Genomic DNA, 23,111 nt, shown 5'->3' with positions numbered 1-23,111 from the left:
GCCCCTCCCCACCTAAACTCTCCCCATGTTGTTTCAACGGACAGAGGATTCACCATCATGGGCAAACGTCATCCGAATCTCCCCGCCTGGCAATGGCGTAACTACCCACAAAGCCATCAGCACCCGACCAACCTTGCGTTGCATCTGATCGCGGTGCCGCTGTTTATCATCGGGTTTCTGTTGATTGTGTCCGGAGTGTTCAGCCTGAGCGTGGCCAGTTTCGCCGTTGGCGCAGTTGGCATCCTGGCTGGCCTGGCGTTGCAGCGTCAGAGCCATAGCCTGGAAGCTTAAGCCTGCGAGTCATTCACTGATCGCAAAGATGCGGTGCCGCCCCTGGTGGTCGCGCAGTTCGTGACCTTCCCGCGCTTTGTGTTGAGCGGTGGCGGGTGGCGTGCCTGGCGGCTGCGCCACCGCCACTGACGATCAGGCGAAGACCACCACGGTCTGGCGGCTGAGGGCGATCAACGCGCCGGTTGGACTCCACAGCGCGGCGGCGGCGTGACCGTAGCCGTCGCGCGCATGCTCGATGCTGACGTGGTACTGGCACCAGTCCAGGGTCGTCAGGTCCTGCAGTGGCTGAATAAACTCGATGGTCCAGGTCAGGGTGCTGCCCGGTGCAGGCTTTTTCAGGTGTGGCAGCAAGGCCGGCGGCCAAGCGTCGACCAGTGCGAGGATATGCGCCTCGGTCAACGGCTCCTCCTTCACATCCCCGCGCAAACGAACCCAACCGCCCATCTCGCGGGATTTATTACCGGTAAACGGCAAACCGCCAACGCTCCAGCGCATCGCCAAGTGGCGCATGAACTCAGGCGTTACGCCTTTGATATAGGGCAGTTCCTGGCATTCATCCCAGTGCTTGAACGTCGGCGGCGGCTCGCTGGCCACATCGATTTCCGACTCGCGGGATGCGCCAAAACTTGCCTGTACCAGGGTCGCGACCTCACCGTTCTGCACAACACGGCCGAGCAGCTGGCTGACCGCCTTGCCTTCACGCAACACTTCGACTTGATAGCTGGCGGGTACATCGGGTGCGACCGGGCCAACGAAGGTGATCGCGAGCGAGCGCAATGGGCGGTCCGTCGGAACCTGGGCGCGCAAGGCTTCGTATTGCAACGCAGCGACCAGGCCACCAAAGGACGCTCGGCCCTGGGCCCATTCGGCAGGAATGGTGATATCCAGCGGATTGCTACGGGCGGCGTCGAGCAAATCACTAAAGCGCATGGCGACCTCACATCAAAAAAAACGTATGCGCGATCTTAACCAGCGTGACGGCAAGGTACAGCGCTTATTCCGGCCAAAAGCCGGACCGATTTAGAAACAATCGGCGCTGAGTTTATCCAGCACCCGATCCGCCTGCCCTTCTGCCTTGGCCATGGTGCGGTGCCATATCGCAACGCAGGGCTGCAGATCGGCTTGATGCTCAGCCTGGGCCAACCATTGCCAGCAGTCATGCCAATCACCCAATGCAGCTTGGGCATTTTTCAGGCGCGACATGGCCTTGGCGGGCAACTTATCCAGTTGGGGGTACGCTTCGGCGGCGTAGCGCACGCGCTTGATCAACAAGCGCAAACGGTGGCGATCATGGCCTGGTTCCTTCAGCGCCTGATCAAGTTTTTGCCATTGCTTGGCCAGGCGTTTCTGGATGCGTGGCCGCAAGCCCTTGAGCAATTTCTGATGTTCAGAGGCGCGGATAAAACGCGGGAATGCATCGAGGATCAGCAGCAAATGCGCGACTTCCGGGCTTTGCGCCACCTGGCGATAGGCCTCGGGTTGGAGGCGCAAGCGCCGATCAGCGGCCTCGTGATGACCATGCTGATGCAAGTACGCCGCCAGCACCTCTCGGTCGCGCAGCGGCGTCGTGAGCTGGCCGACCGTGCTGGCGGCCAATTCAAGCTGTTCGACACCCGGCAGCCCGCGCAAAGGGCGCAACAGACTGCGCAGGCGGCGCACAGTGGTGCGCAGGTCATGCAGGGCTTCATCATCGGTAACGGCGGCGAGGCGAGCCCGGCAGCTCAGTAACCCTACTTCCAGGCCAATGACCTGAGCGACTAACTGATCGACCAAAGCTGACATCCTGCCCTCACTCTCAGATGAAAAATCCCACTCTGCGCTGCACGTTAACGCCCGGCGCGCGACTCACGAATATAGAACCGAGCTTTTTCGGCCTTGTTGGAGCAGCCTTCAAACGCCTCGAATTGCTGCTGGGTCTTGGCGCCCGTCAGTAACGACAAAGCCTTGGAGTAGCTGACGGTGCCGGCAAAACCTTCGGCCTTGGCCAGGTCGAGTTCTTTCCAGGCGGCATCCAATTGCGAGCCACAGCTGTCGCGGTATGCGGTTTTCCCGGCACAACCCGCCAGGGCCAACATGATCACAGGCACACACATCCAGGCTTTCATCGATGACACCTCAAAATAAAGAAAAACAGTCGTACGCTGTAGACGTTGCCTACAAGAAAAAGTGCCTTGTCCTTAGCCTGAAATCGGTAGTACCTATTGCCAGAGCATACCCGAGCCTGGGCGCTATTCTTGAAAAATATTGCCAGGCGCAACGAAGATTGAAGCGGCCCCCAAAATAGGCGCATTGTGGGCCCCCGTTTATGAAGGACATCGACCATGAAGAAACGTGTTGCCTTGGTGCTGGGATCCGGCGGGGCCCGGGGCTACGCCCATATCGGGGTGATCGAGGAAATCGAACGGCGCGGCTACGACATCGCCTGTATCGCCGGTTGCTCCATGGGTGCCGTGGTGGGTGGGATCTACGCCGCAGGCAAACTGGACGAGTATCGAAACTGGATTGAAAGCCTCGACTACCTCGACGTGCTGCGGCTGGTCGACGTGAGTTTTCGCCTCGGGGCGATTCGCGGCGAGAAGGTCTTCGGGCAGATCCGCAAGATCGTCGGCGAGATCAATATCGAAGAGCTGCGCATCCCCTACACCGCCGTCGCCACCGACCTGACCAATCAACAGGAAATCTGGTTCCAGGAAGGCTGCCTGCACCAGGCCATGCGCGCCTCGGCGGCGATTCCCAGCCTGTTCACCCCGGTGATGCAAGGCAACCGCATGCTGGTGGACGGCGGCCTGCTCAACCCGCTGCCCATCGTGCCGGTGGTGTCGAGCCATTGTGACTTGATCATCGCGGTCAACCTCAACGCCACCAACCAGAAGCACTACCAATTGCCGGTGATCCAGCGCCCGCCGGCGTTCAAGAGCCGTTTCAACAGCCTGGCCAAGTCACTGGGCTCGCATCTGCCGTTTCGCCGCAAGCAGGCTGAGCAGTTGATGAAGCTTGAGCAGGAAGCCTTGCAGGCCCAGGCGGCCGAGATCAATCCGTGGCTGGAGTCGGCCGAACCCGAATCCCAGCAACCCGCCGCCGCACCGGAAAAGCCTGGGGCACCGAAGTCGGCCACCGGGTCGTTCATCATCGATAACGTCGGGCCGGCGTCATTGCTGGACCTGATCAACCAGAGCTTCGAGGTGATGCAAACGTCGCTGGCCCAGTACAAGATCGCCGGCTACCCGCCAGATGTGCTGATCAACGTGCCAAAGCGCGTGTGCCGGTTTTTCGAGTTCTACAAGGCGCCGGAGTTGATCGCACTGGGGCGCGAAATTGCCAGCGACACACTGGATCGCTATGAGAGTGAGCAGCGTTGAGACAGCCGTGTTGCTGGAGCCCTTGTGGCGAGCGGGCTTGCCACTGAGAGATAGAGGGTGGCGCTGACAGATCGCCTCAGGCACTCAACAGCCGATACCCCACTCCAGCCTCGGTCACGATAAACCTCGGCTGGGTTGGATCGTCCGCCAGCTTCTGGCGCAGATGCCCCACCACAATCCGCAGGTAGTGGCTGTCTTCGGTGTGAGTCGGCCCCCAGATATCCTTGAGCAACTGCTGCTGGGTAATCACCCGCCCCGGATGCCGCGCCAGTTGTGCCAGCACGGCGTATTCCTTGCGGGTCAGTGCCACTTCGATGCCGTCCAGCAACACCCGACGGTAAGCCAGGTCCACGGTCAATGGGCCAAAACGCAACGCCGCTTCCTGGGACTCGCCCACCGGTGCCTGGCGCAACAAGGCACGCACGCGCGCCAGGAACTCCTGGATGCCGAAGGGCTTGGTCACATAATCATTGGCGCCACCGTCGAGGGCTTCGACCTTCTGCCCTTCGCTGGCCCGCACCGACAGCACCAGTACCGGCACCGTCGACCACTCACGAAACTCGCGCAGCACCTGCTGGCCGTCCATATCCGGCAGGCCCAGGTCGAGCACCAGCAGGTCCGGCTTGTTCAGCGCCGCCTGCGCCAGCCCTTCGTTGCCGGTACCGGCCTCGATCACTTTGTAGCCCTGGGAAGCCAGGCTGATGCGCAGGAACTTGCGGATCTGCGGTTCGTCATCAATGACTAAAATCGTCGCGGTCTGGCTCATGGCGTCCCATCAAAATCCGTAGAGAAAACAGGGTAGCTCACGCCTCGCCTTCCAGGCCAGGCTGTGTCGGCAACGGCAGGAACAAGGTAATGCAGGTACCGCGACCGTCAATACCGTCGGCCACGCTGATATGCCCACCGTGGGCGCCGACCATGCCCTGGCAGATCGCCAGGCCCAGGCCGGTGCCCTGCCCGCCTCGATCACCGCGTGCAGCGGTGTAGAACATATCGAAGATCTTCGCCCGCTCATCCTCAGGAATGCCCGGCCCCTCATCCGCCACGGCGAAAAACAATTGGTTATCCGACACGCCGGCGCTCAGTTGCAATCGGCCGTGGGACGGTGAAAAGCGCGCGGCGTTTTCCAATACATTGACCAGTGCCTGCTCGATCAACGCGGCATGCACATAGAGCAACGGCAATTCCGCCGGCACATCGGTGTTCACCTGCAGCGGCGCCAGCACGGCGCGCAAACGCCCGAGCGCACTGCCGACAATATCGCCCGGCGACACCCAGTCCCGCGCCAGCTTCAGCGCGCCATGGCCCAGTCGAGTCATGTCCAGCAGGTTCTGGATATAGCGGTCCAGGCGCTCGGCTTCATCGCGAGTGCCTTCGAGCAATTCACGGCGATCCTCCAGGGGGATGGCTTCGCCGAGCGCCAGCAGACTGTCGATGCTGCCGCGCATGGAGGTCAACGGTGTGCGCAAATCGTGGGACACCGACGCAAGCAAGGCGCTGCGCAATTGCTCGGTTTCGCCATGCAGACGTGCGGACTCCAGCTCCTGGGCCAACTGCGCCCGCGCCAGGGCCTGGGCCAGAGGCTGGCTCAAGGCGGTGAGCAGGCGACGCCGCTGGCCACTCAATTCCAGGCCCGGCTTGGCACTGACGCCGAGCAACCCCAGCGGCCCCTCTTCACCCGACAACGGCCACCACCACCAGCGCCCAAATGGCAGGGTGCCGGTGCCCATACCTGCCGGCTGGTCATGCTGCCAGGCCCAGTCCGCGGCCGCGCGCTCGGCTTCGGTAAAGGTCAGTGGGCCGCCGGTCTCGACCTTCCAGCCCCCCTGGCCGTCACGATTGACCAGGCACAGATCCAGGTCGCTCCAACCTTCCAAATGATGGGCGGCGGCACTGATCACCGCCTGGCGGTCGGTGGCGGCGGTGAGTTTGCGCGACAGGTCGAGCAGTTCGCTGGTTTCTTCCTGGGTATCGCGCAACGCCTGCAACTGGCGGCGTTGGCGCGCGGCAAGGTTACCGGTGAGCGCCGCCATCAGCAGGAAGAACAACAGCGTCAGCACGTCCTCTTCACGCTGGATGGCGAAGGAGAAATTCGGCGGGATAAACAGGAAGTCGTAGGTCATGAACGACAACGCCGCACACACCAGCGACGGCCCCAGGCTGCTGCGCACCGCCACCAGCAGCACGGCGGCGAGAAACACCAGGGAGATATTCGGCAGCGGCAATACGCTCGACACGGCCCAGGCCACAGCGGCGGCGACAACGGTCGCAACCACCGCCAAGGCGTAATCGAACCACACCAAACCGCGCACCTCCGGCAGGCGTGGCGCGGCAGGAACCTCGTCGCTGTCGAGGACGTTGATCTCCAGGCCACGGGCATTACGCAACAGACGCGCCGCCAAGCCGCCACCGAACCAGCGGCGCCGCCAACTCATTCGCGACTGCCCCACCAACAGCAGGCTGGCGCGGCGTTCGGCGGCATGCTGGATCAACGTCTTGGCCACCTCCCCGGCCCTCAGCAGCACCACTTCCCCGCCCAGGCGCTCAGCCAGTTGCTGGGCATTTTGCAGACGCAGGCGGGCGTGCTCATCCCGCGCGCGGCCGTTATCGATATGCACCAGGCTCCACGGCAAGTGCCGCCGCTGGGCGACGCGACTGGCATGGCGCACCAGGCGTTCGGCTTGCGCGTCGCCATCCACGCCCACCAACAAGCGCCCGCGCACCGCCGGAGCCGCCTGGCCGAGCTGGCGATAGCCCTGGGCCAGATCGTCGTCGACGTGGGCGGCGGCGGTCTGCATCGCCAGCTCGCGCAGGGCCATCAGGTTGGTCTGGGTAAAAAACGCATCGATGGCGGCGCGGGCCTGTTCCGGCACATACACCTTGCCGTCGCGCAGGCGCTCCAGCAGCTCGCGGGACGGCAGGTCGATCAGCAGCAGCTCATCGGCTTCTTGCAGCACCCAGTCCGGCAAGGTTTCACGCACCTGCACGCCGGTGATACCGCGAACCTGGTCATTCAGACTTTCCAGATGCTGCACGTTGACCGTGGTAAACACGTTGATGCCGGCGGCGAGCAGTTCCTGGATATCTTGCCAGCGCTTTTCATGGCGGCTGCCAGGCGCGTTGCTGTGGGCCAGTTCGTCCACCAGCACCAGCTTGGGCTTGGCGGCGAGCAGGCCGTCGAGGTCCATTTCTTCGAGCATCACGCCACGGTATTCGCTGCGCAACAGCGGTTGTTGCGGCAGGCCGCTGAGCAAGGCTTCCGTCTCGGCGCGGCCGTGGGTCTCGACCACACCAGCCACCAGTTTGACGCCCTGACGCAGTTGGGTGTGGGCGGCCTGAAGCATGGCGTAGGTCTTGCCCACACCCGGCGCGGCGCCGAGGAAAACTTTGAGCCGGCCACGGCCGTCCCGGGGTAGATCGGCTAACAGGGCATCGGCGCGGCCGGAGTCGCTCATGCTGGGGTTTCCTTCAATTGTTCAGGCCCGGAGAAAATCCAATGTGGGAGGGGGCAAGCCTCCTCCCACAGGGTTCAGAGTTTTTCCAGGGCCATGTTCAGCGCCAGCACATTCACCACCGGCGGCCCCACCAGCGGGCTCTCGATATGTTCATCGAGCAACCGTTGCAGGGTCGACACCGGCACATTTCGCGCGGCAGCCACACGCGCCAGTTGATAGGCAATCGCCTGGGGTGGCAAGTGTGGATCAAGACCGCTGCCGGAGGTAGTCAGCGATGCCAGAGGCACCGGGCCCTGACCGGGCACCAACTGCTTGTTCGCGTCATCGAACACGCGAGTGGCCAAGGCCGGGTTGCTGGGGCCAAGGTTACTGGCGCTGCTGGAAACCGTCGCATAGGCGCCTGCCGAAGGGCGCGGATGGAACCAGCTGTCACCGGTAAAATCCTGGGCGATCAGGCTGGAGCCACGTACCTTGCCGCTGGCATCGCGGACCAGGCTGCCGTTGGCCTGGTCTGGGAAGGCGACTTGGGCGACACCGGTGACCACCAGTGGGTAGGCGACGCCGGTGATCAGGGTCATGAGCACCAGCAGGCTCAGGGCCGGGCGGATTATGTTGGACATTTCAAACTCCTCAATTCGGTCTTTGCAACCTGTGGGCACGGGGATGGTGCCCACAGGCATCGGGTCAAACCAGGTGCAATGCAGTCAGCAGCATGTCGATCGCCTTGATACCCACGAACGGCACCAGCAGCCCACCCAGGCCGTAGATCAACAGGTTGCGCCGCAGCAACGCCGCAGCACTCGCGGCTTGCACACGCACACCGCGCAGCGCCAGGGGGATCAGCACCACGATGATCAGCGCGTTGAACACGATGGCCGAGAGAATCGCGCTCTGCGGACTTTGCAAATGCATCACGTTGAGCACGCCCAATTGCGGGTAGATCGAGGCGAACAGTGCCGGCAGGATCGCGAAGTACTTGGCCACGTCGTTGGCGATGGAAAAGGTCGTCAACGCACCACGGGTCACCAGCAACTCCTTGCCGATCTGCACCACGTCCAGCAGTTTGGTGGGGTCGCTGTCGAGGTCGACCATATTGGCCGCTTCACGCGCCGCCTGGGTGCCGTCGTTCATCGCCATGCCGACGTCCGCCTGGGCCAGTGCCGGGGCGTCGTTGGCGCCGTCGCCGCACATCGCCACCAAGCGGCCGTCGTTTTGCTCATGACGGATGCGGGCGAGTTTTTTCTCCGGGGTCGCTTCGGCCAGCACGTCATCCACACCGGCTTCGGCAGCAATCGCAGCGGCTGTCAGCGGGTTGTCACCGGTGACCATCACGGTGCGAATCCCCAGCTTGCGCAGCTCGGCGAAACGTTCGCGGATACCGGGCTTGACCACGTCCTTGAGGTGGATCGCACCGAGCAATTTGCCGTCGGCACACACCAGCAATGGCGTGCCGCCGCTCTGGGCGATCTTGTCGATTTCCCGTGATAAAGCCGGTTGCAGGTCGCCGCGTTGCTGGCCGATAAACGCCAGCAGCGAATCCACCGCGCCTTTGCGGAACACGCGGCCCTGGTAGTCGACACCGGACAAACGGGTTTCGGCGCTGAACGGTACCGCGGTCAGCTCATCTGCAGACGGCTCGGCTTGAGGATGCAGAGCACGCAGATATTCGACGATGGATTTACCTTCCGCCGTGTCATCCGCCAAGGAGGCAAACAACGCACCCTCGGCCACGTCCTTGCCACTGACGCCAGGCGCCGCAACCACCGCTGCGCACCGACGGTTACCGAAGGTGATGGTGCCGGTCTTGTCCAGCAGCAACACATGCACGTCACCGGCCGCCTCCACGGCACGGCCGGACTTGGCGATCACATTGAGGCGCACCAGACGGTCCATACCGGCAATACCGATGGCCGACAACAGGCCACCGATGGTTGTAGGAATCAGCGTCACCAGCAGTGCGACCAAAAACACCAGCGGCAAGCTGCCATTGGCGAAGTGGGCGAAGGGCTGCAAGGTCACGACCACCAGCAGGAAGATCAGGGTCAGGCCGATCAGCAGTATATCCAGCGCCACTTCGTTGGGGGTTTTCTGGCGTTTGGCGCCTTCGACCAAGGCGATCATGCGGTCCAGGGTGGACTCGCCGGGGTTGGCGGTGATGCGGATCAGCAGCCAGTCCGAGACCAGCCGCGTGTTGCCGGTGACGGCCGAGCGATCGCCGCCGGACTCGCGGATCACCGGTGCGGATTCACCGGTGATCGCCGCTTCGTTGACCGCCGCGATGCCTTCGATGACCTCGCCGTCGCCGGGGATCATTTCCCCGGCGGCGACACGCACCACATCACCTTTGCGCAGGCTGGTGGCCGGCACGACCTTAAAGCTGTCATCGGCTTCCTTACGGCGCGCGCTCAGGCCTTCGCTGCCAGCCTTGAGGCTGTCGGCGCGGGCCTTGCCGCGCCCTTCGGCCAAGGCTTCGGCGAAGTTGGCGAACAGCACGGTGAACCACAGCCACACGGCGATTTGCACAGCTACATAGGTCGGCACGGCGGTGTCGGGCACAAAGCACAACACGGTGGTGAGGATCGCGGTCAGTTCGACCACCAGCATCACTGGCGAGCGTTGCAGCTGGCGCGGGTCCAGCTTGACGAACGCCTGGACCAGCGCCGGGCGCCACAGGGACGAAATGGCGGTTTTAGCGGGTTCCTGGGTTTTGACCGGAGCCGCGTTTTTTGCAGGCATATTCATTTTCATATCCCCTTTTAGAAGCCCATGCTCAAGTGTTCAGCGATGGGCCCTAACGCCAGCGTCGGCAGGAAAGTCAGGCCGCCCACCAGCAAAATGGTCACGGTCAACAGGGTCACGAACAGCGGACCATGGGTCGGGAAGCTGTTCTGGCCAATCGGTGCGGTCTTCTTCATCGCCAGGCTGCCGGCCAGGGCCAGTACCGGGAGGATGTAGCCAAAGCGGCCGATCAACATGCCCAGGCCCAGCATCAAGTTATGGAACGGTGTGTTGGCACTGAAACCGCCAAACGCCGAGCCGTTGTTGGCGCTGGCCGAGGTGTAGGCGTACAGCAACTGGCTGAAACCGTGAGGGCCAGGGTTGCTGATCGCACCGGCCGGACCCGGCAGGCTGGCGGCGATGGCACCGAGTACCAGCACGCCCACCGGCATTACCAGCAGGGTCACCACCAGCAACTGCACTTCCTTGGCCTGGAGTTTCTTGCCCAGGTATTCCGGGGTGCGGCCGATCATCAGGCCGGCCAGGAACACCGCGATCAACACGTTGAGCAACATGCCGTACATCCCGGCGCCGACGCCGCCGAAGATCACTTCGCCGACCATCATGTTGACCAGCGCCACCATGCCACTGAGGGGATTGAGGCTGTCTTGCATGCCGTTGACCGAACCGTTGGACGCCGCGGTGGTGGTCACCGACCACAACACAGTGCCGGTGGTGCCGAAGCGCGCTTCCTTGCCTTCCAGCGGCGCGGTCTGCTCGACGGCCGGGTTGTTCAAGGTCGGGTTGGGCTGGTATTCGGACCACAGGGAAGTGGCGCCGCCGATCAGGAACAGCGCCAGCATGCAGCCAAGGATCGCGCGGCTCTGGCGCAGGTCTTTCACGTAGTGGCCGAAGGTGAATACCAACGCCACCGGGATCAGGATGATCGAAGCCACTTCGAACAGGTTGGCCCAGGCGGTCGGGTCTTCAAACGGGTGCGCCGAGTTGACGCCGAAGAAGCCACCGCCGTTGGTGCCCAGTTGCTTGATCGCAATCTGGCTGGCTGCCGGGCCCAGGGGGATCACCTGATCCACGCCTTGCATCGTCACGGCATCAACGTAGTGCGCGAAGGTTTGCGGTACGCCCTGCCATACCAGGAACAGCGCCAGCACCAGGCACAGCGGCAACAGGCCGTAGAGCGTGGCGCGGGTCATGTCGACCCAGAAGTTACCCAGCGTCTTGGTGGATTTGCGACCGATCCCACGGCACAGCGCGACCAGCACGGCCAGGCCGGTGGCCGCACTGACGAAGTTCTGCACGGTCAGGCCAGCCATCTGGCTGAGGTAACTCAGGGACGCCTCACCGCTGTAGGACTGCCAGTTGGTGTTGGTCATGAAACTGACCGCAGTATTGAAGGCCAGGGTCCATTCCTGGCCCGGCAATTTCTGCGGGTTCAGTGGGAGATAGTCCTGGAACAGCAGGATCGCGAACAACAGCAAAAAGCCCGCGAGGTTGAACGCGAGCAAGGCCAGCATGTATTTCTGCCAGCTTTGCTCCTGATGTTCATCCACCCCCGACAGGCGATAACAGGCTTTTTCGACAGGCCCCAGCACCGGACTCAGCCACGTGCGCTGGCCTTCCATCACCTTGTAGTAGAACCGTCCGAGGAACGGCGCTGGCACCAATACCACGGCAAAGAAGGCAATGATCAGCCAATAGTCATAACTGTGCATGGCCAGCTCCTAGTTCCGATCCGCGCGTAACAGCGCAACCAGCAGATAAATGAACAGCGCCACGGCCAATAGCAGTGACACCCCGTCCAGAACGCTCATGGAAGTCTCTCCGTTTAGCGGCGAGTGCCGCGTGTGGGGCAATTGTCCGCAGGAGTGGCGTAAAGGAACGAGAGCGAGGGGGTGGGCGGGGCGTAAAGATGGCGTAAAGAGTGGGTTTATGCGGGGTTTACACGGGGGGTTTGCAGCGTCCGGGCGGGCGCTATCGGGAGCAAGCCCCCTCCCACACTTGACCGAGTTGTCATGCCGAGCGCCAGTCAGCCTGTGGGAGGGGGCTTGCTCCCGATAGCGTCGGCACCGTCACCGCCGCACCTATCTGGTGCGACGCCGGCAAATTTCAAACGCCAAACCATCCCCCACACGACAGTTGCGCCGCTTTACGACAATGATTCTCAGGCTGGCATGGCCGCTGCAACACCTTGAATCATTCCAAACCGTTCAGGGAGCGCAACACGATGAACACACAACTCAAACCCACCTTGGGCACCCTGCATTTATGGGGCATTGCCGTCGGGCTGGTGATTTCCGGGGAATACTTCGGCTGGAGCTACGGCTGGGGCGTTGCTGGCACCTTGGGCTTCCTGGTGACCTCGTTGATGGTCGCCGCGATGTACACCTGCTTTATTTTCAGTTTCACCGAGCTGACTACCGCCATTCCTCACGCAGGCGGGCCGTTTGCCTACAGTCGTCGGGCGTTTGGGGAGAAAGGCGGATTGATCGCTGGCCTCGCCACCCTGATCGAATTTGTCTTCGCCCCGCCCGCCATCGCCTTGGCCATCGGCGCTTATCTGAATGTGCAGTTCCCGGCCCTGGATCCCAAACATGCGGCCGTCGGTGCCTACATCGTCTTCATGGGCCTGAACATTCTCGGGGTGAAACTGGCCGCTACCTTCGAGTTGGTGGTGTGCGTGCTCGCCGTCGCGGAACTGCTGGTGTTCATGGGCGTGGTTGCGCCCGCGTTCAGCTTCAGCAACTTTGCCTTGAATGGCTGGGCCGGTTCCGACACCTTCGGCGCCCCGGCAATTGCCGGGATGTTCGCGGCGATTCCGTTTGCCATCTGGTTCTTCCTGGCCATCGAAGGCGCGGCCATGGCAGCCGAGGAAGCGAAAGATCCGAAGCGCACCATTCCAAAAGCCTACATCAGCGGCATCCTGACCCTGGTGATCCTGGCCATGGGCGTGATGTTCTTCGCCGGCGGCGTGGGCGATTGGCGCACCCTGTCGAACATCAACGATCCACTGCCGCAGGCGATGAAAACCGTGGTGGGCGACAGCTCCGGCTGGCTACACATGCTCGTGTGGATCGGCCTGTTCGGCCTGGTGGCGAGCTTTCACGGCATTATCCTGGGCTACTCGCGCCAGTTCTTCGCCCTGGCTCGCGCCGGTTACCTGCCATCTTTCCTCGCCAAATTGTCGCGCTTTCAGACACCACACCGGGCAATCATCGCCGGTGGCGTGGTCGGCATCGCCGCGATCTATAGCGATGGCCTGATCAACCTGGGCGGCATGACCCTGACTGCGGCGATGATCACCATGGCGGTATTCGGCGCCATCGTGATGTACATCATGAGCATGCTCAGCCTGTTCAAACTGCGTAAGACCGAGCCGCTGCTGGAACGGACCTTCCGTGCACCGGGTTATCCGATCGTGCCCGGCATTGCGTTGGTACTCGCGGTGGTGTGCCTGGTGGCCATGGCATGGTTCAACACGCTGATCGGGCTGATCTTCCTCGGCTTTATGGCCGTGGGTTTCATCTACTTCCAGATGACTGCGCAGGACCGTGCCGATGCACCGGCAGACGCAATGTTGACCGGGCTCTAAGGTTTCGAGGCAGAACGGGCCTACACTGAACTACTCAGAAAGCCCGTAACTCAAAGTAGTTATTACCGTGGGAAAATTCTCCCACGGCAATCTGCCTCAAGGAGAGCCTTATGCCGTGGTATGCGTGGTTGATTATGGTAGTTGCGATCGGGTCGATCGTCGGAGGGCTGATGATGCTGCGTGACAGCGCCAACAAGGTGGAACTCACCGACGAACAACGCAAACGCGTGGCCGAGCGCAACGCCCAGGCGGACTCCAAGGACGCGCAGGACCGCTAGGACCGCTTACTCCCAATCCGCCTTGGCAATCTGCAACCCGTGCTGCCCTTTATAGGCAGCACGCTCCGGCTGGCTCCAGCCGCTCAGCAACTCATCCTCCAACCTGTAGATCTCAACCCCCAGCGGACGACACACCGTCAACGGGTCCTGCGCATCCGGCCCCCACATCGGCAGCGACAAATCCCCGCCTGGGCACGTCGACAGCGCACAGAGCAAATCAATCTCGGCAAAGAACTCCAGGTAATCGCCCTTCTGCGCCGGGCACGCTTTCATGAAATACATGTCGTCATGATTGAGGCCGGTGCACTGGAAAATATTCAGCACGTCATGCACGTCGAATTCCGTCAGACCGTGAGGCAAAACCGCACGGGTCAGGTTCGAGTGGCAATGATGATGGAAGTCCTCCCCCGTCAGCATGCGGTTTACGTAAGGGTCGCAACGCGTGCCAAGCAAGTCGTGCAGACGCCCACCGTGCTCGTCAATGCCGTAACTGGCCAAGCTGTCATCGGTGATGGTGACCAAAGGTCGCAGGAACGGCAGGTTCGACCATAAACGGTCATGGGTACTGACATGGGCGCCCTGCAATTGGCGGGTGCGTGCAGCCCAGAGACGTTCACGGGGATCTTTGGCGTTCCACACGTTAAAGTCGCCCACCTGCGGGCCCACCGGCGTGGTGACACGAAACACATGCCCGGCGGGCACCTTCCAGGCCCGGCCGGTACGAATCGGTACCTCGAACTGCTCGATGAGCATGCGTTGATCCGCCCGATCACGAATACGCTCATAGAATGCCGTGTCGACCTGCAGCGCCGAGCCTTTGCTGACCTGGTAAGCGGCCGGATAGTCTTTGTACATGGTACAGATCCTCGATCAGGGATGGGTAACAGGCCCGGCGCTGACCGGGGCAAATAACTCGTCGAACAGGGGCCGGCGCATCAATCCGACGATAGGCCGATGGAACAACAAAATCATCTCGCGATTGTTGAACAATCTTCCATCCAGACGTAATCACATTCCATGCCAACGCCCTAAACGCCGACAAAAGTGTAAAAAAGCTCAAGTTGGTTAAAATGCCAGCCTGCGACCGAGGCTGCCCCATGCGTTATTCACAAAACCACAAAGCCCAAACCCACCAACGCATCATCAAGGAAGCGTCTGCACGCTTTCGCCGCGACGGCATCGACGCCACCGGCCTGCAGCCACTGATGAAAGCGTTGAACCTGACCCACGGCGGCTTTTACGCGCATTTCAAATCCAAGGGCGAATTGGTGGAGACAGCCCTGCAAGCGGCGGCTGCAGACCTGGATGCCCATTGCGACATGCTGTTCAGCCAGGAACGGCCGCTGGACGCATTTATCGACAGTTACCTGTCTGAATGGCACCTGACCTCCCCGGACCAGGGCTGCCCGTTGCCAACGATGTCTTCAGAGCTGGGACTGAGAGGCCAACCCAGTGCGACAACGGACCAGGTGCTTGACGCAAGGCTAAAGCAAATAGAAACGGCGTTGGGAGAGGGGCGTTGCGATGCAAAGAGCCTGGTGATGATGTCGACACTGGTGGGCGCATTAGTACTGGCCAGGAGTGTTGAAGACCCTAAATTGGCGAGACGCATCATGGACGTCGTGCGCGAAAGCCTGAAAACGCAGAACCCGGAGGATAAAAAGGCCGATCAATGATCGGCCTCTTGGGTGGTTCAGTTGATAGCCAGCCTATCGCGATTCTTCTCCAGCAACGCCTTGCCGATACCCTTCACTTCCAACAACTCATCCACCGCCGTGAACGGACCATTGCTTTCGCGATAGGCGATGATCGCCTTGGCTTTAGCGGCGCCAATACCGAACAAGTCACGACGCAGGGTTTCGGCATCGGCGGCGTTCAGGTTGACCTTGGCGGATTGCTCGACCTGGGTCATCTGGGCGGTGATGGGGGTTGGGGCTTCGGGTTTGATGGACGGGGCTGCGTTGGTGGCGACGGAGAGGGTGGTGAGGAAGGCGAAAATAAGGGAAGAAATGTAGGTGTTCTGCATTGGTGACGCTCCATGACATCGTTGAGAGAAAAGCAGCTTTCCGAAGCTGCTTTTCAAACTTAGGTGATATCAGGCAACTGTCAAAAACGTGTTCATTACAGGATGTGAAGTAGCAGCTTTGCTATTTGGTTATTGCACTTACACCAAGTAGCATTCGGTACGACCTCAATTACACACTGCTGCGTTCCAACTCACCAGCCCGAAACTTGACTGCCAATAAAACCAGCGGCACATAGGCCACTGTCAATACTGCCGCACCGTCCAAATCGTAGATAACAACGCACAGTGCCGCAGGCAATAGCCACAAAATGTTGATTGCTCCTACTGCCAGAGTCACAGGCAAATGGGCACCAAAACGGCGTGACGCGAACTGGTATGCATGGCTACGGTGAGCTTCGTAGACTTTATCTCCTCGTACCAGACGGCGTAACAAGGTGAATGTAGCATCTACAATGAACACGCCAAGGAGTATCAGCCAAGCCCAAAAGAACTTGGGAGAGACCCAGGCCGCCTGCAGCGATAGAACGCCCAATGCCATGCCAAGAAATCCACTCCCGGCATCGCCCATGAATATCTTGGCTGGCGGGAAGTTCCAGAGTAAAAACCCTGCAACACAACTGGCCAGAGCAACTAATGACCAAGCGTGCGCCGGCGTGTCGTTGATCCAATATAAGAGACAGCCAGACAGACAAACCGTCACCGCTTCAACACCGGCGATGCCGTCGATGCCATCCATAAAATTATAAAGATTAAGCATCCACACCAAATAAACGACCGCGAAAAAATACCCAACCCAACTGATATCAACATTAACGCCGTACAGGCTTATAGCCGGCAGCCCTCCCAGCCACACCACCGCCCATATCGCCGACGTAAAGTGCGCCAACAGTCGCCAGCGCGCGGCTATATGCCCATGGTCATCCAAAAAACCAACAACGGCAGTCAACACACCTGCGCCGGTTAATGCGTAAAACAATGTGGGAGGTATCAGCCCTCCCGCAAACATGCCGAGCAACGCCACGATATAGCTCAGTACAATCGCCACGCCACCGCCACGCGGTGTGGGTATGGAGTGCGAACTGCGCCCATTGGGAATATCGAGCATTTTTCGCGACAACGCATAGCGACGCAGGGCAGCGGTCAGAAAAAAAGAAAGCCCGGTCAATGCCGGAACCAGCCACCAATAGTTCATTATCCGAACAACTCCAAAAACATACATTTCTTATTGGTACTGATGTGTCGGCCTTATACACACCCCAGAAAATGACGATTCAATTTCTGTGTGACTCAAAGGACGTCAGCATTTTCCTGACGGCGCCGGTGAATCAGATCGACAATCTGGCACTCGGGCACGTAGCCACTCACCGTCGCGCCGAGCAACTCGCGCAGTTGGACATAATCATCCGCAGCGACGGCATCCAGCAGTGCCGAGATTGCCAGTTTGAATGGCTCCCATGACAGGTGCTCCTCATCGGCGCGCATGATCATCGAGTGCTCGGTCGGCGATACGTTGTCCCCAATCAGCAATTCTTCATAGAGCTTTTCACCGCGACGCAGTCCAGTGAACTCAATCGCGATATCTCCGTTAGGCTTCTCATGACTACGCAATGACAGGCCCGACAGGTGAACCATCTTTTCAGCCAAGTCGGCAATCTTTACCGGTTGCCCCATATCGAGCACAAACACGTCGCCACCCTGCCCCATGGCGCCCGCTTGAATGACCAACTGCGCAGCTTCGGGAATGGTCATGAAATAGCGGGTCATGTTCGGGTGGGTCACTGTAATCGGGCCACCGCTCTTTATCTGCTCCCGAAACAACGGAATGACGGAGCCCGACGAGCCCAGTACATTACCGAAACGCACCATGGTAAAGCGTGTCTTGTTGGTGCAGGGTTGCGTCTCGTGCTCACCGAACAACAGCGGTTCGGGCTCCCGACTGAGCGCCTGCAAGGTCATCTCAGCCAGTCGCTTGGTACACCCCATGATGTTGGTCGGCCGCACCGCCTTGTCGGTGGAGATCAACACAAAGTGTTCTACACCTGCTCGCACCGCAGCCTGCGCGGTAAGCAATGTCCCGAGGACATTATTCAACACACCCTCAGCGACGTTATGTTCGACGATGGGTACGTGTTTGTAGGCGGCTGCGTGATAAACCGTATTAACCTTCCAGGTATGCATGACATCCAGTAAACGCTCACTGTTGCGAATCGAACCCAGGATCGGCACCAACTCCAGGTTCAACCCTTCATCCTGGATCAGCTTCTCAAGCTCAGTCTGGATGCTGTAGAGATTGAATTCACTGTGCTCAAACAGGATCAGCGCCGTCGGCTGACTGGTGAGGATTTGCCTGCATAACTCCGAGCCAATGGAGCCGCCGGCCCCGGTCACGAGGACAACATGATTGCGGATGCAGCGCTCGAACAAAGCTGGTTGCGCCGCAACAGGATCGCGACCGAGCAGATCGACAATATCAACCTCCTGCAGGTCACTGACACTGACGCGACCATTGGCCAGGTCCATGAACCCGGGGATCGTACGCACGTGTACCGGATAACACTCAAGTCCAGCCAGAATCTCACGGCGTCGAGCACGCGAGGCCGATGGAATAGCCAACAGTACTTCGGTGGCGCCGGTCTCCTCGATCATCTGCTCAATATCAGAAGAAGGGTAAACCTTAAGCCCGGCGATGACCCGCCGCGCGATACTCGCATCGTCGTCGATGATCGCAACCGGCCGCATTGATTTGTCCGAGCGCAGCGCCGCGACCAATTGATTACCTGCGGCGCCCCCCCCATAGACAGCGACCTTGGTGGCATCATCGTCTTGGCGTAGAAAAGGCACATGCTGACCGGCTAGGAACCAGTCGCCGAGAAAATACTGGCGCATGAACAACCGTAATCCGCCGATCATCAGCAAACTCAGCCACCAGAAGTTGATGATCAACGAACGTGGCACCAATACGTTGGGCCGGTACAAATAGACATAGACGGTTAATACCAGCGACGACAACGCCACGGCTTTAAAGATACTGACCAACGCTTCATTGCCGAAATAGCGCATCACCGCGCGATAAAGGCCAAACCGGATAAAAATAGGCACAGAAATGATGGGAGCGGCGATAAACAACCACGCGTAATCACCGAACGGGTTGATGGGTCGCTCAATCCCCAGTCTCACGACAAACGACAGCCACAGTGCAAACCAGACCAACAGCACATCAACCATTAACTGCAAGACACGCTTGTAGCTACGCGGCAAATTTAATAAACGCTCACGCATTGCCCGAGATCCCTTCGTTCGACTTTCGGATTGCCCACCCCCCTTGCCTTCCACGCTCAATGCTCCAGAAAGTCTTTTGCCGTTTTTTCAAGAGCCCCATTCACACTGATCACCGGGGTCCATTCAAGCAATGCCTTGGTTTTGTTGATGTCGACCTGAAGCGATCCACACAGACGTTGGGATAAGGCTTTTTTTCCAAGCAATTGCGCGAGGCCACTCAACAGCCACATTGGCAGTGGCAACAGACGCGCTGGCTGACCCAATGCCCGCGCCATGCGCCGCAGCAATTCAGTGGTAGACAGGTCTTCATCGTCGCTCACCAAAAACACTTGATTCGCAGCGCCAGGATGGTGTGCACACGTCACTATAAGGTCGACCAGATTGTCCAACGCCACCAGGCTTCGTTTGTTGCTGACAGCCCCCAGCGGCAAAGGCACGCCACGATTGAGCCAGGCCATCATGCTGCGAAAGTTGGCTTTCACCCCTGGGCCGTACACCAGCACCGGACGAATAATCACGACTTCCATCTGCGTTTCGGCGGCGAGCTTCAGCAATACCTGCTCCGCCTCCAACTTGGAAATGCCATAGGGATCTATTGGAGCAGGCACGTCATCTGCCGTGTAAGGGCAACCCGGTAACGTGCCCTCACCGTTGACCTTGATCGAACTCAGGTAGATGAAACGGCGAACACCGGCCGCTGCCGCTTGTTCTGCCAAACGTAATGTCCCGTGCACATTCACACGCCGGAAAGCCTCCAGCGGGTCGGATTCACGCTCGTCCATGACATGGACCCGAGCCGCACAGTGGATGACCACGTCAACCCCTTCAAGCGCCGGCTGCCAGTCGTTGTGCGGTTCAAGTCCCGGGGCCTGAAAGACCTCAAGACGCGCGAATGGCTGCAAGGGTAGACGCCGATAGACCGAACGCACCGCGTACCCCGGATCACTCAGCAGACGAGCCTGAACCGCAGCCCCGACAAAGCCACTGGCTCCGGTCAGAAGAACACGTGTCATAACGATCTCAAGCCTTTTTCCACACCGTACGATTGATGTAATCGGTGTAACTCAGCACCACACGAACCACCTGTAACGAAACCGGCCCACCTTGATAATCCGCGACCACTGGCACCTTGCGTTGCCCGCGCACGTGCTGGCTGGTAACCACGCGAACCGCGTCCATCACGGACTCGCGCTTGAGGCCGCTCATGATCAGTGTGCCCTCATCCATACCCTCGGGGCGCTCATGGGCGTTGCGTAAGGTGACCGCCGGCAGGCTCAACAGGGAAGCCTCTTCGGTGATGGTGCCGCTATCGGACAGCACGCAAAACGCCGACATCTGCAGCTTGATGTAATCCAGCAGACCGAACGGTTTGACGAAACGGATCAGCGGATGGTCAAGGGACTCACCCAAAGCCTCCAGACGTTTGCGTGTACGTGGGTGTGTCGAGACGATCAGAGGGAAACCATAGTGGTCCGCCAGGGCACGCAGGGTATCCAGCAAATCCCGCAGGTTCTCCGGGGTATCGACGTTCTCTTCGCGGTGGGCGCTGACAATGAAGAACTTATCCTGCTCCAGGCCACTACGCGCCAACACATCGGACTGCTCGATCTTGGGCATGTAGTAGTCGAGCACTTCCTGCATGTGCGAGCCGGTCTTGATGATCGTTTCCGGACGAATGCCTTCGGCGATCAGATAGCGGCGGGCATGCTCGGTCAACACCATGTTGATGTCACTGAGGTGGTCCAGCACTTTGCGGTTGAGTTCTTCAGGCACCCGCTGATCGAAGCAGCGGTTTCCGGCCTCCATATGAAACACCGGAATCTTGCGACGCTTGGCGGCGATCACTGCAAGGCAGGTATTGGTGTCCCCGTAGAGCAGCAACGCGTCAGGCTGTTCTAGCTCGAAGATTTCATCGGATTTGGCAATGACCTCGGCGATGGTTTTCGCGGCGGTATCGCCGGCAGCACCCAGGAAGTGGTCCGGCTTGCGAATTTCCAAGTCGTCGAAGAACACCTGATTGAGTTCGTAATCGTAGTTCTGCCCAGAGTGCACCAGGACATGATTGACCTGACGATCCAGCTCGGCGATGACCCGGCTCATTTTGATCAGCTCGGGACGCGTGCCGACGAGTGTCATCACCTTAAGCATCGAGTTGCTCCTTGATGTAATCAAGCTTGAGTAGCAGTTCCTTGATGCCAGGTACATCCAGGCGTTCTGTATTGTGGGAAGTGTAATCATCCATGTCGGAGATAAGCTGCTCCCCCTCAACAAAGTACTTCTTGTAATTCAGGTCGCGGTTATCTGCCGGAATACGGTAATAGCGCCCCATATCCTCGGCCTTGGCCATTTCCTCCCGCGACACCAGGGACTCATAGAGTTTCTCGCCGTGGCGGGTACCGATGACCTTGACCTCATTGCTCTTGGCGAACAGTTGCTTGAGCGCTTCGGCCAGGTCACCGACAGTGGAGGCCGGTGCTTTCTGAACGAACAAATCGCCCTGCTGGCCGTGCTCAAACGCGTGCAGGACCAGGTCGACCGAGTCTTCAAGTGACATAAGGAAACGTGTCATTTCAGGATCCGTGACCGTGAGCACTTCACCTTTGCGCAGTTGATCGACAAACAATGGAATGACCGAGCCGCGCGAAGCCATGACGTTGCCGTAACGTGTTGCGCAAATAACCGGCCCCTTGACCGGGATCATGCGCGACTTGGCCACCATCAACTTCTCGGCCATCGCCTTGGAGATGCCCATGGCATTGATCGGATAAACAGCTTTGTCGGTGCTCAATACAACGACGCGCTGCACACCCGTCGCAATGGCGGCATTCAATACGTTTTCGGTGCCCAGTACGTTGGTGCGCACTGCTTCCATAGGATAGAACTCGCAGGAGGGTACCTGTTTGAGCGCAGCGGCATGGAAGATGTAATCGACGCCGACCATTGCCTGGGACAGGCTGTCGTAATCGCGCACATCACCGATGTAGAACTTGACCTTGTCGTTGGCCAGGGCGATACGCATATCTTCCTGCTTTTTCTCATCGCGACTGAAGATGCGAATCTCGCGCACAGCGGTATTGAGAAAACGCTTGAGGACCGTATGGCCGAAGGAACCGGTGCCACCGGTGATCATCAATACCTTGTCGTCGAACATGTAAACCTTCCGAATTCGTTAGCGAGTGGCGTGCATCAGCTCAATGAGCTGGGGCCAGGCTGGAGCTGTGTATCCAGTTGCCTGGGTGAAACGCTCACTGTTGAGCGAGCGATCGATGACTAATGCCGCATCAGGGCGGATCTCGATTGACTTGCCGTATTGGCTGGCAATCAGCTTCAACAAGTCGAGCTTGGCAATTGGATCTGCGGACACATGATACAGACCATTGAGCTCCGGGTGCGGAATGACGAAGTCTTTCATGACGCGGGCCAATTCAACGGTGGGGAGGCCGGAGAAAATGGCCTTGGAAAAACCGCGTGTGCTGCCCTGTTGTGACAGGAACCAATCCACCAGGGAGTGACTGGAATTCAACTCATGCCCGATGATGGAGGTTCGTAGGGTTACCGCATTGGGCACGTCATGAAGTTCGCCGATGTACTTGGACTTCCCATACAGATCACTGGCATCTGAAACGTCGCTTTCCAGGTAGCCGCCTTTTTGCCCCGAGAAGACGCAATCGGTACTGATCTGGATCAGGCGCGCGTCGCTCAGGGCACACAGTCGCGCCAACCGATGCGGCAACAGCGAGTTGACCGGCAATGCCGTCAGAGGATCGTTGGCATCGGCCAATTGCTTGATCAGGCCTACGCAATTGATCACCACGTCAGGACGAACCCGGGCGAGCACCGCAACAAGCGAGTCCTGATCCAACACATCGACGCCCGACAGGAGGCGCTCGTGGTTGGCGGCTGGGAAGTGTCGCAGTCCGGCAGCGCTTCGCAACGTTCCCCACACCTCATGCTCCGAGTCGGAACTGAAAGCCTTGAAGACCGCACTGCCGAGCATGCCGGTAACGCCAAGAACAAGAACACGTGCCATGAATCATGAACCTTCTAAATTTTCAGATCTGGAAAAGACGAGAAAAAAATCCCATCAATAAATAA

Annotated in this window: 21 protein-coding genes and 1 pseudogene; 5 read left to right on the top strand and 17 right to left on the bottom strand. The window is 59.6% G+C overall.

The window, feature by feature from the left end:
* Positions 1 to 57 precede the first annotated feature (57 nt).
* Positions 58 to 420 (top strand): annotated as a pseudogene (locus tag J1G35_RS05395) (terminase).
* Positions 421 to 423: 3 nt separating this feature from the next.
* On the opposite strand, the gene J1G35_RS05390 reads toward J1G35_RS05395, so the two are convergent.
* The 3 genes from J1G35_RS05390 to J1G35_RS05380 all read right to left on the bottom strand — a co-directional run bounded on the left by J1G35_RS05390 (position 424) and on the right by J1G35_RS05380 (position 2,396).
* On the bottom strand, positions 424 to 1,221 hold the full coding sequence (locus tag J1G35_RS05390) for a thioesterase family protein (RefSeq protein ID WP_223013956.1): 798 nt from the start codon (positions 1,219 to 1,221) through the stop codon (positions 424 to 426).
* 90 nt (positions 1,222 to 1,311) lie between these two features.
* Entirely contained in the window at positions 1,312 to 2,073 is a 762-nt protein-coding gene (locus tag J1G35_RS05385; protein WP_223013954.1) for a CHAD domain-containing protein, read from the bottom strand.
* Positions 2,074 to 2,117: 44 nt separating this feature from the next.
* Entirely contained in the window at positions 2,118 to 2,396 is a 279-nt protein-coding gene (locus tag J1G35_RS05380; RefSeq protein ID WP_003172685.1) for a hypothetical protein, read from the bottom strand.
* A gap of 216 nt (positions 2,397 to 2,612) precedes the next feature.
* On the opposite strand from J1G35_RS05380, the gene J1G35_RS05375 reads away from it, so the two are divergent.
* Entirely contained in the window at positions 2,613 to 3,650 is a 1,038-nt protein-coding gene (locus J1G35_RS05375) for a patatin-like phospholipase family protein (protein WP_065947440.1), read from the top strand.
* Between the two features lie 76 nt (positions 3,651 to 3,726).
* Here the strand turns inward: J1G35_RS05375 and J1G35_RS05370 are convergent, their stop codons facing one another.
* The 6 genes from J1G35_RS05370 to kdpF all read right to left on the bottom strand — a co-directional run bounded on the left by J1G35_RS05370 (position 3,727) and on the right by kdpF (position 11,655).
* Positions 3,727 to 4,416, bottom strand: a complete 690-nt coding sequence (locus tag J1G35_RS05370; protein WP_053132558.1) for a response regulator — start codon at positions 4,414 to 4,416, stop codon at positions 3,727 to 3,729.
* 37 nt (positions 4,417 to 4,453) lie between these two features.
* Entirely contained in the window at positions 4,454 to 7,105 is a 2,652-nt protein-coding gene (locus J1G35_RS05365; RefSeq protein WP_053132557.1) for a sensor histidine kinase KdpD, read from the bottom strand.
* A gap of 74 nt (positions 7,106 to 7,179) precedes the next feature.
* Complete coding sequence (kdpC, locus tag J1G35_RS05360) at positions 7,180 to 7,725, bottom strand: potassium-transporting ATPase subunit KdpC (RefSeq protein WP_053132555.1); 546 nt, start codon at positions 7,723 to 7,725, stop codon at positions 7,180 to 7,182.
* A 64-nt stretch (positions 7,726 to 7,789) separates the two neighbouring features.
* Positions 7,790 to 9,847, bottom strand: coding sequence for a potassium-transporting ATPase subunit KdpB (kdpB, locus tag J1G35_RS05355; protein WP_223013952.1), 2,058 nt, complete (start codon positions 9,845 to 9,847; stop codon positions 7,790 to 7,792).
* Positions 9,848 to 9,861: 14 nt separating this feature from the next.
* Complete coding sequence (kdpA, locus tag J1G35_RS05350) at positions 9,862 to 11,556, bottom strand: potassium-transporting ATPase subunit KdpA (protein ID WP_223013950.1); 1,695 nt, start codon at positions 11,554 to 11,556, stop codon at positions 9,862 to 9,864.
* A 9-nt stretch (positions 11,557 to 11,565) separates the two neighbouring features.
* Positions 11,566 to 11,655, bottom strand: coding sequence for a K(+)-transporting ATPase subunit F (kdpF, locus tag J1G35_RS05345; protein ID WP_003218754.1), 90 nt, complete (start codon positions 11,653 to 11,655; stop codon positions 11,566 to 11,568).
* A 413-nt stretch (positions 11,656 to 12,068) separates the two neighbouring features.
* Here kdpF and eat point away from each other — a divergent pair, with 413 nt between their 5' ends.
* Positions 12,069 to 13,433, top strand: coding sequence for an ethanolamine permease (eat, locus tag J1G35_RS05340; protein ID WP_053132546.1), 1,365 nt, complete (start codon positions 12,069 to 12,071; stop codon positions 13,431 to 13,433).
* 110 nt (positions 13,434 to 13,543) lie between these two features.
* Positions 13,544 to 13,711: a DUF2897 family protein gene (locus tag J1G35_RS05335; protein WP_082143258.1), complete on the top strand. Its 168-nt coding sequence runs from the start codon at positions 13,544 to 13,546 to the stop codon at positions 13,709 to 13,711.
* A gap of 6 nt (positions 13,712 to 13,717) precedes the next feature.
* Here J1G35_RS05335 and J1G35_RS05330 read toward each other — a convergent pair whose 3' ends face one another.
* The gene (locus tag J1G35_RS05330; protein WP_223013948.1) at positions 13,718 to 14,566 is read right to left on the bottom strand and encodes a DUF1989 domain-containing protein; all 849 of its coding nucleotides are present in this window, start codon (positions 14,564 to 14,566) and stop codon (positions 13,718 to 13,720) included.
* A gap of 242 nt (positions 14,567 to 14,808) precedes the next feature.
* Between J1G35_RS05330 and J1G35_RS05325 the strand changes: the two genes are divergently transcribed.
* Positions 14,809 to 15,387, top strand: coding sequence for a TetR/AcrR family transcriptional regulator (locus tag J1G35_RS05325; RefSeq protein ID WP_223013944.1), 579 nt, complete (start codon positions 14,809 to 14,811; stop codon positions 15,385 to 15,387).
* Between the two features lie 17 nt (positions 15,388 to 15,404).
* On the opposite strand, the gene J1G35_RS05320 is transcribed toward J1G35_RS05325, so the two are convergent.
* The 7 genes from J1G35_RS05320 to J1G35_RS05290 form a co-directional block, all read right to left on the bottom strand.
* The gene (locus tag J1G35_RS05320; RefSeq protein ID WP_053132534.1) at positions 15,405 to 15,737 is read right to left on the bottom strand and encodes a helix-hairpin-helix domain-containing protein; all 333 of its coding nucleotides are present in this window, start codon (positions 15,735 to 15,737) and stop codon (positions 15,405 to 15,407) included.
* Positions 15,738 to 15,906: 169 nt separating this feature from the next.
* Entirely contained in the window at positions 15,907 to 16,929 is a 1,023-nt protein-coding gene (locus tag J1G35_RS05315; RefSeq protein WP_053132530.1) for a glycosyltransferase family 4 protein, read from the bottom strand.
* A gap of 95 nt (positions 16,930 to 17,024) precedes the next feature.
* Positions 17,025 to 19,016, bottom strand: a complete 1,992-nt coding sequence (locus J1G35_RS05310) for a nucleoside-diphosphate sugar epimerase/dehydratase (RefSeq protein ID WP_223013942.1) — start codon at positions 19,014 to 19,016, stop codon at positions 17,025 to 17,027.
* 56 nt (positions 19,017 to 19,072) lie between these two features.
* Positions 19,073 to 20,029, bottom strand: a complete 957-nt coding sequence (locus J1G35_RS05305) for an SDR family oxidoreductase (RefSeq protein ID WP_223013940.1) — start codon at positions 20,027 to 20,029, stop codon at positions 19,073 to 19,075.
* A 7-nt stretch (positions 20,030 to 20,036) separates the two neighbouring features.
* Positions 20,037 to 21,164 carry a UDP-N-acetylglucosamine 2-epimerase (non-hydrolyzing) gene (wecB, locus tag J1G35_RS05300; RefSeq protein WP_053132523.1) on the bottom strand — a complete coding sequence of 376 codons (1,128 nt, stop codon included), beginning with the start codon at positions 21,162 to 21,164 and terminating at the stop codon, positions 20,037 to 20,039.
* A complete protein-coding gene (locus tag J1G35_RS05295) occupies positions 21,157 to 22,167 on the bottom strand; it encodes a polysaccharide biosynthesis protein (protein WP_053132519.1) in 1,011 nt (336 codons plus the stop codon). Before J1G35_RS05295 ends, wecB begins: the two co-directional genes overlap by 8 nt.
* 18 nt (positions 22,168 to 22,185) lie before the next feature.
* A complete protein-coding gene (locus J1G35_RS05290) occupies positions 22,186 to 23,046 on the bottom strand; it encodes an SDR family oxidoreductase (protein ID WP_053132515.1) in 861 nt (286 codons plus the stop codon).
* Positions 23,047 to 23,111 lie beyond the last annotated feature (65 nt).

The organism is Pseudomonas sp. SH10-3B (assembly GCF_019891415.1).
GTDB lineage: Bacteria > Pseudomonadota > Gammaproteobacteria > Pseudomonadales > Pseudomonadaceae > Aquipseudomonas.
The sequence above is the reverse complement of the archived record's forward strand: the minus strand, read 5'-3'. Positions and strand labels throughout refer to the sequence as shown.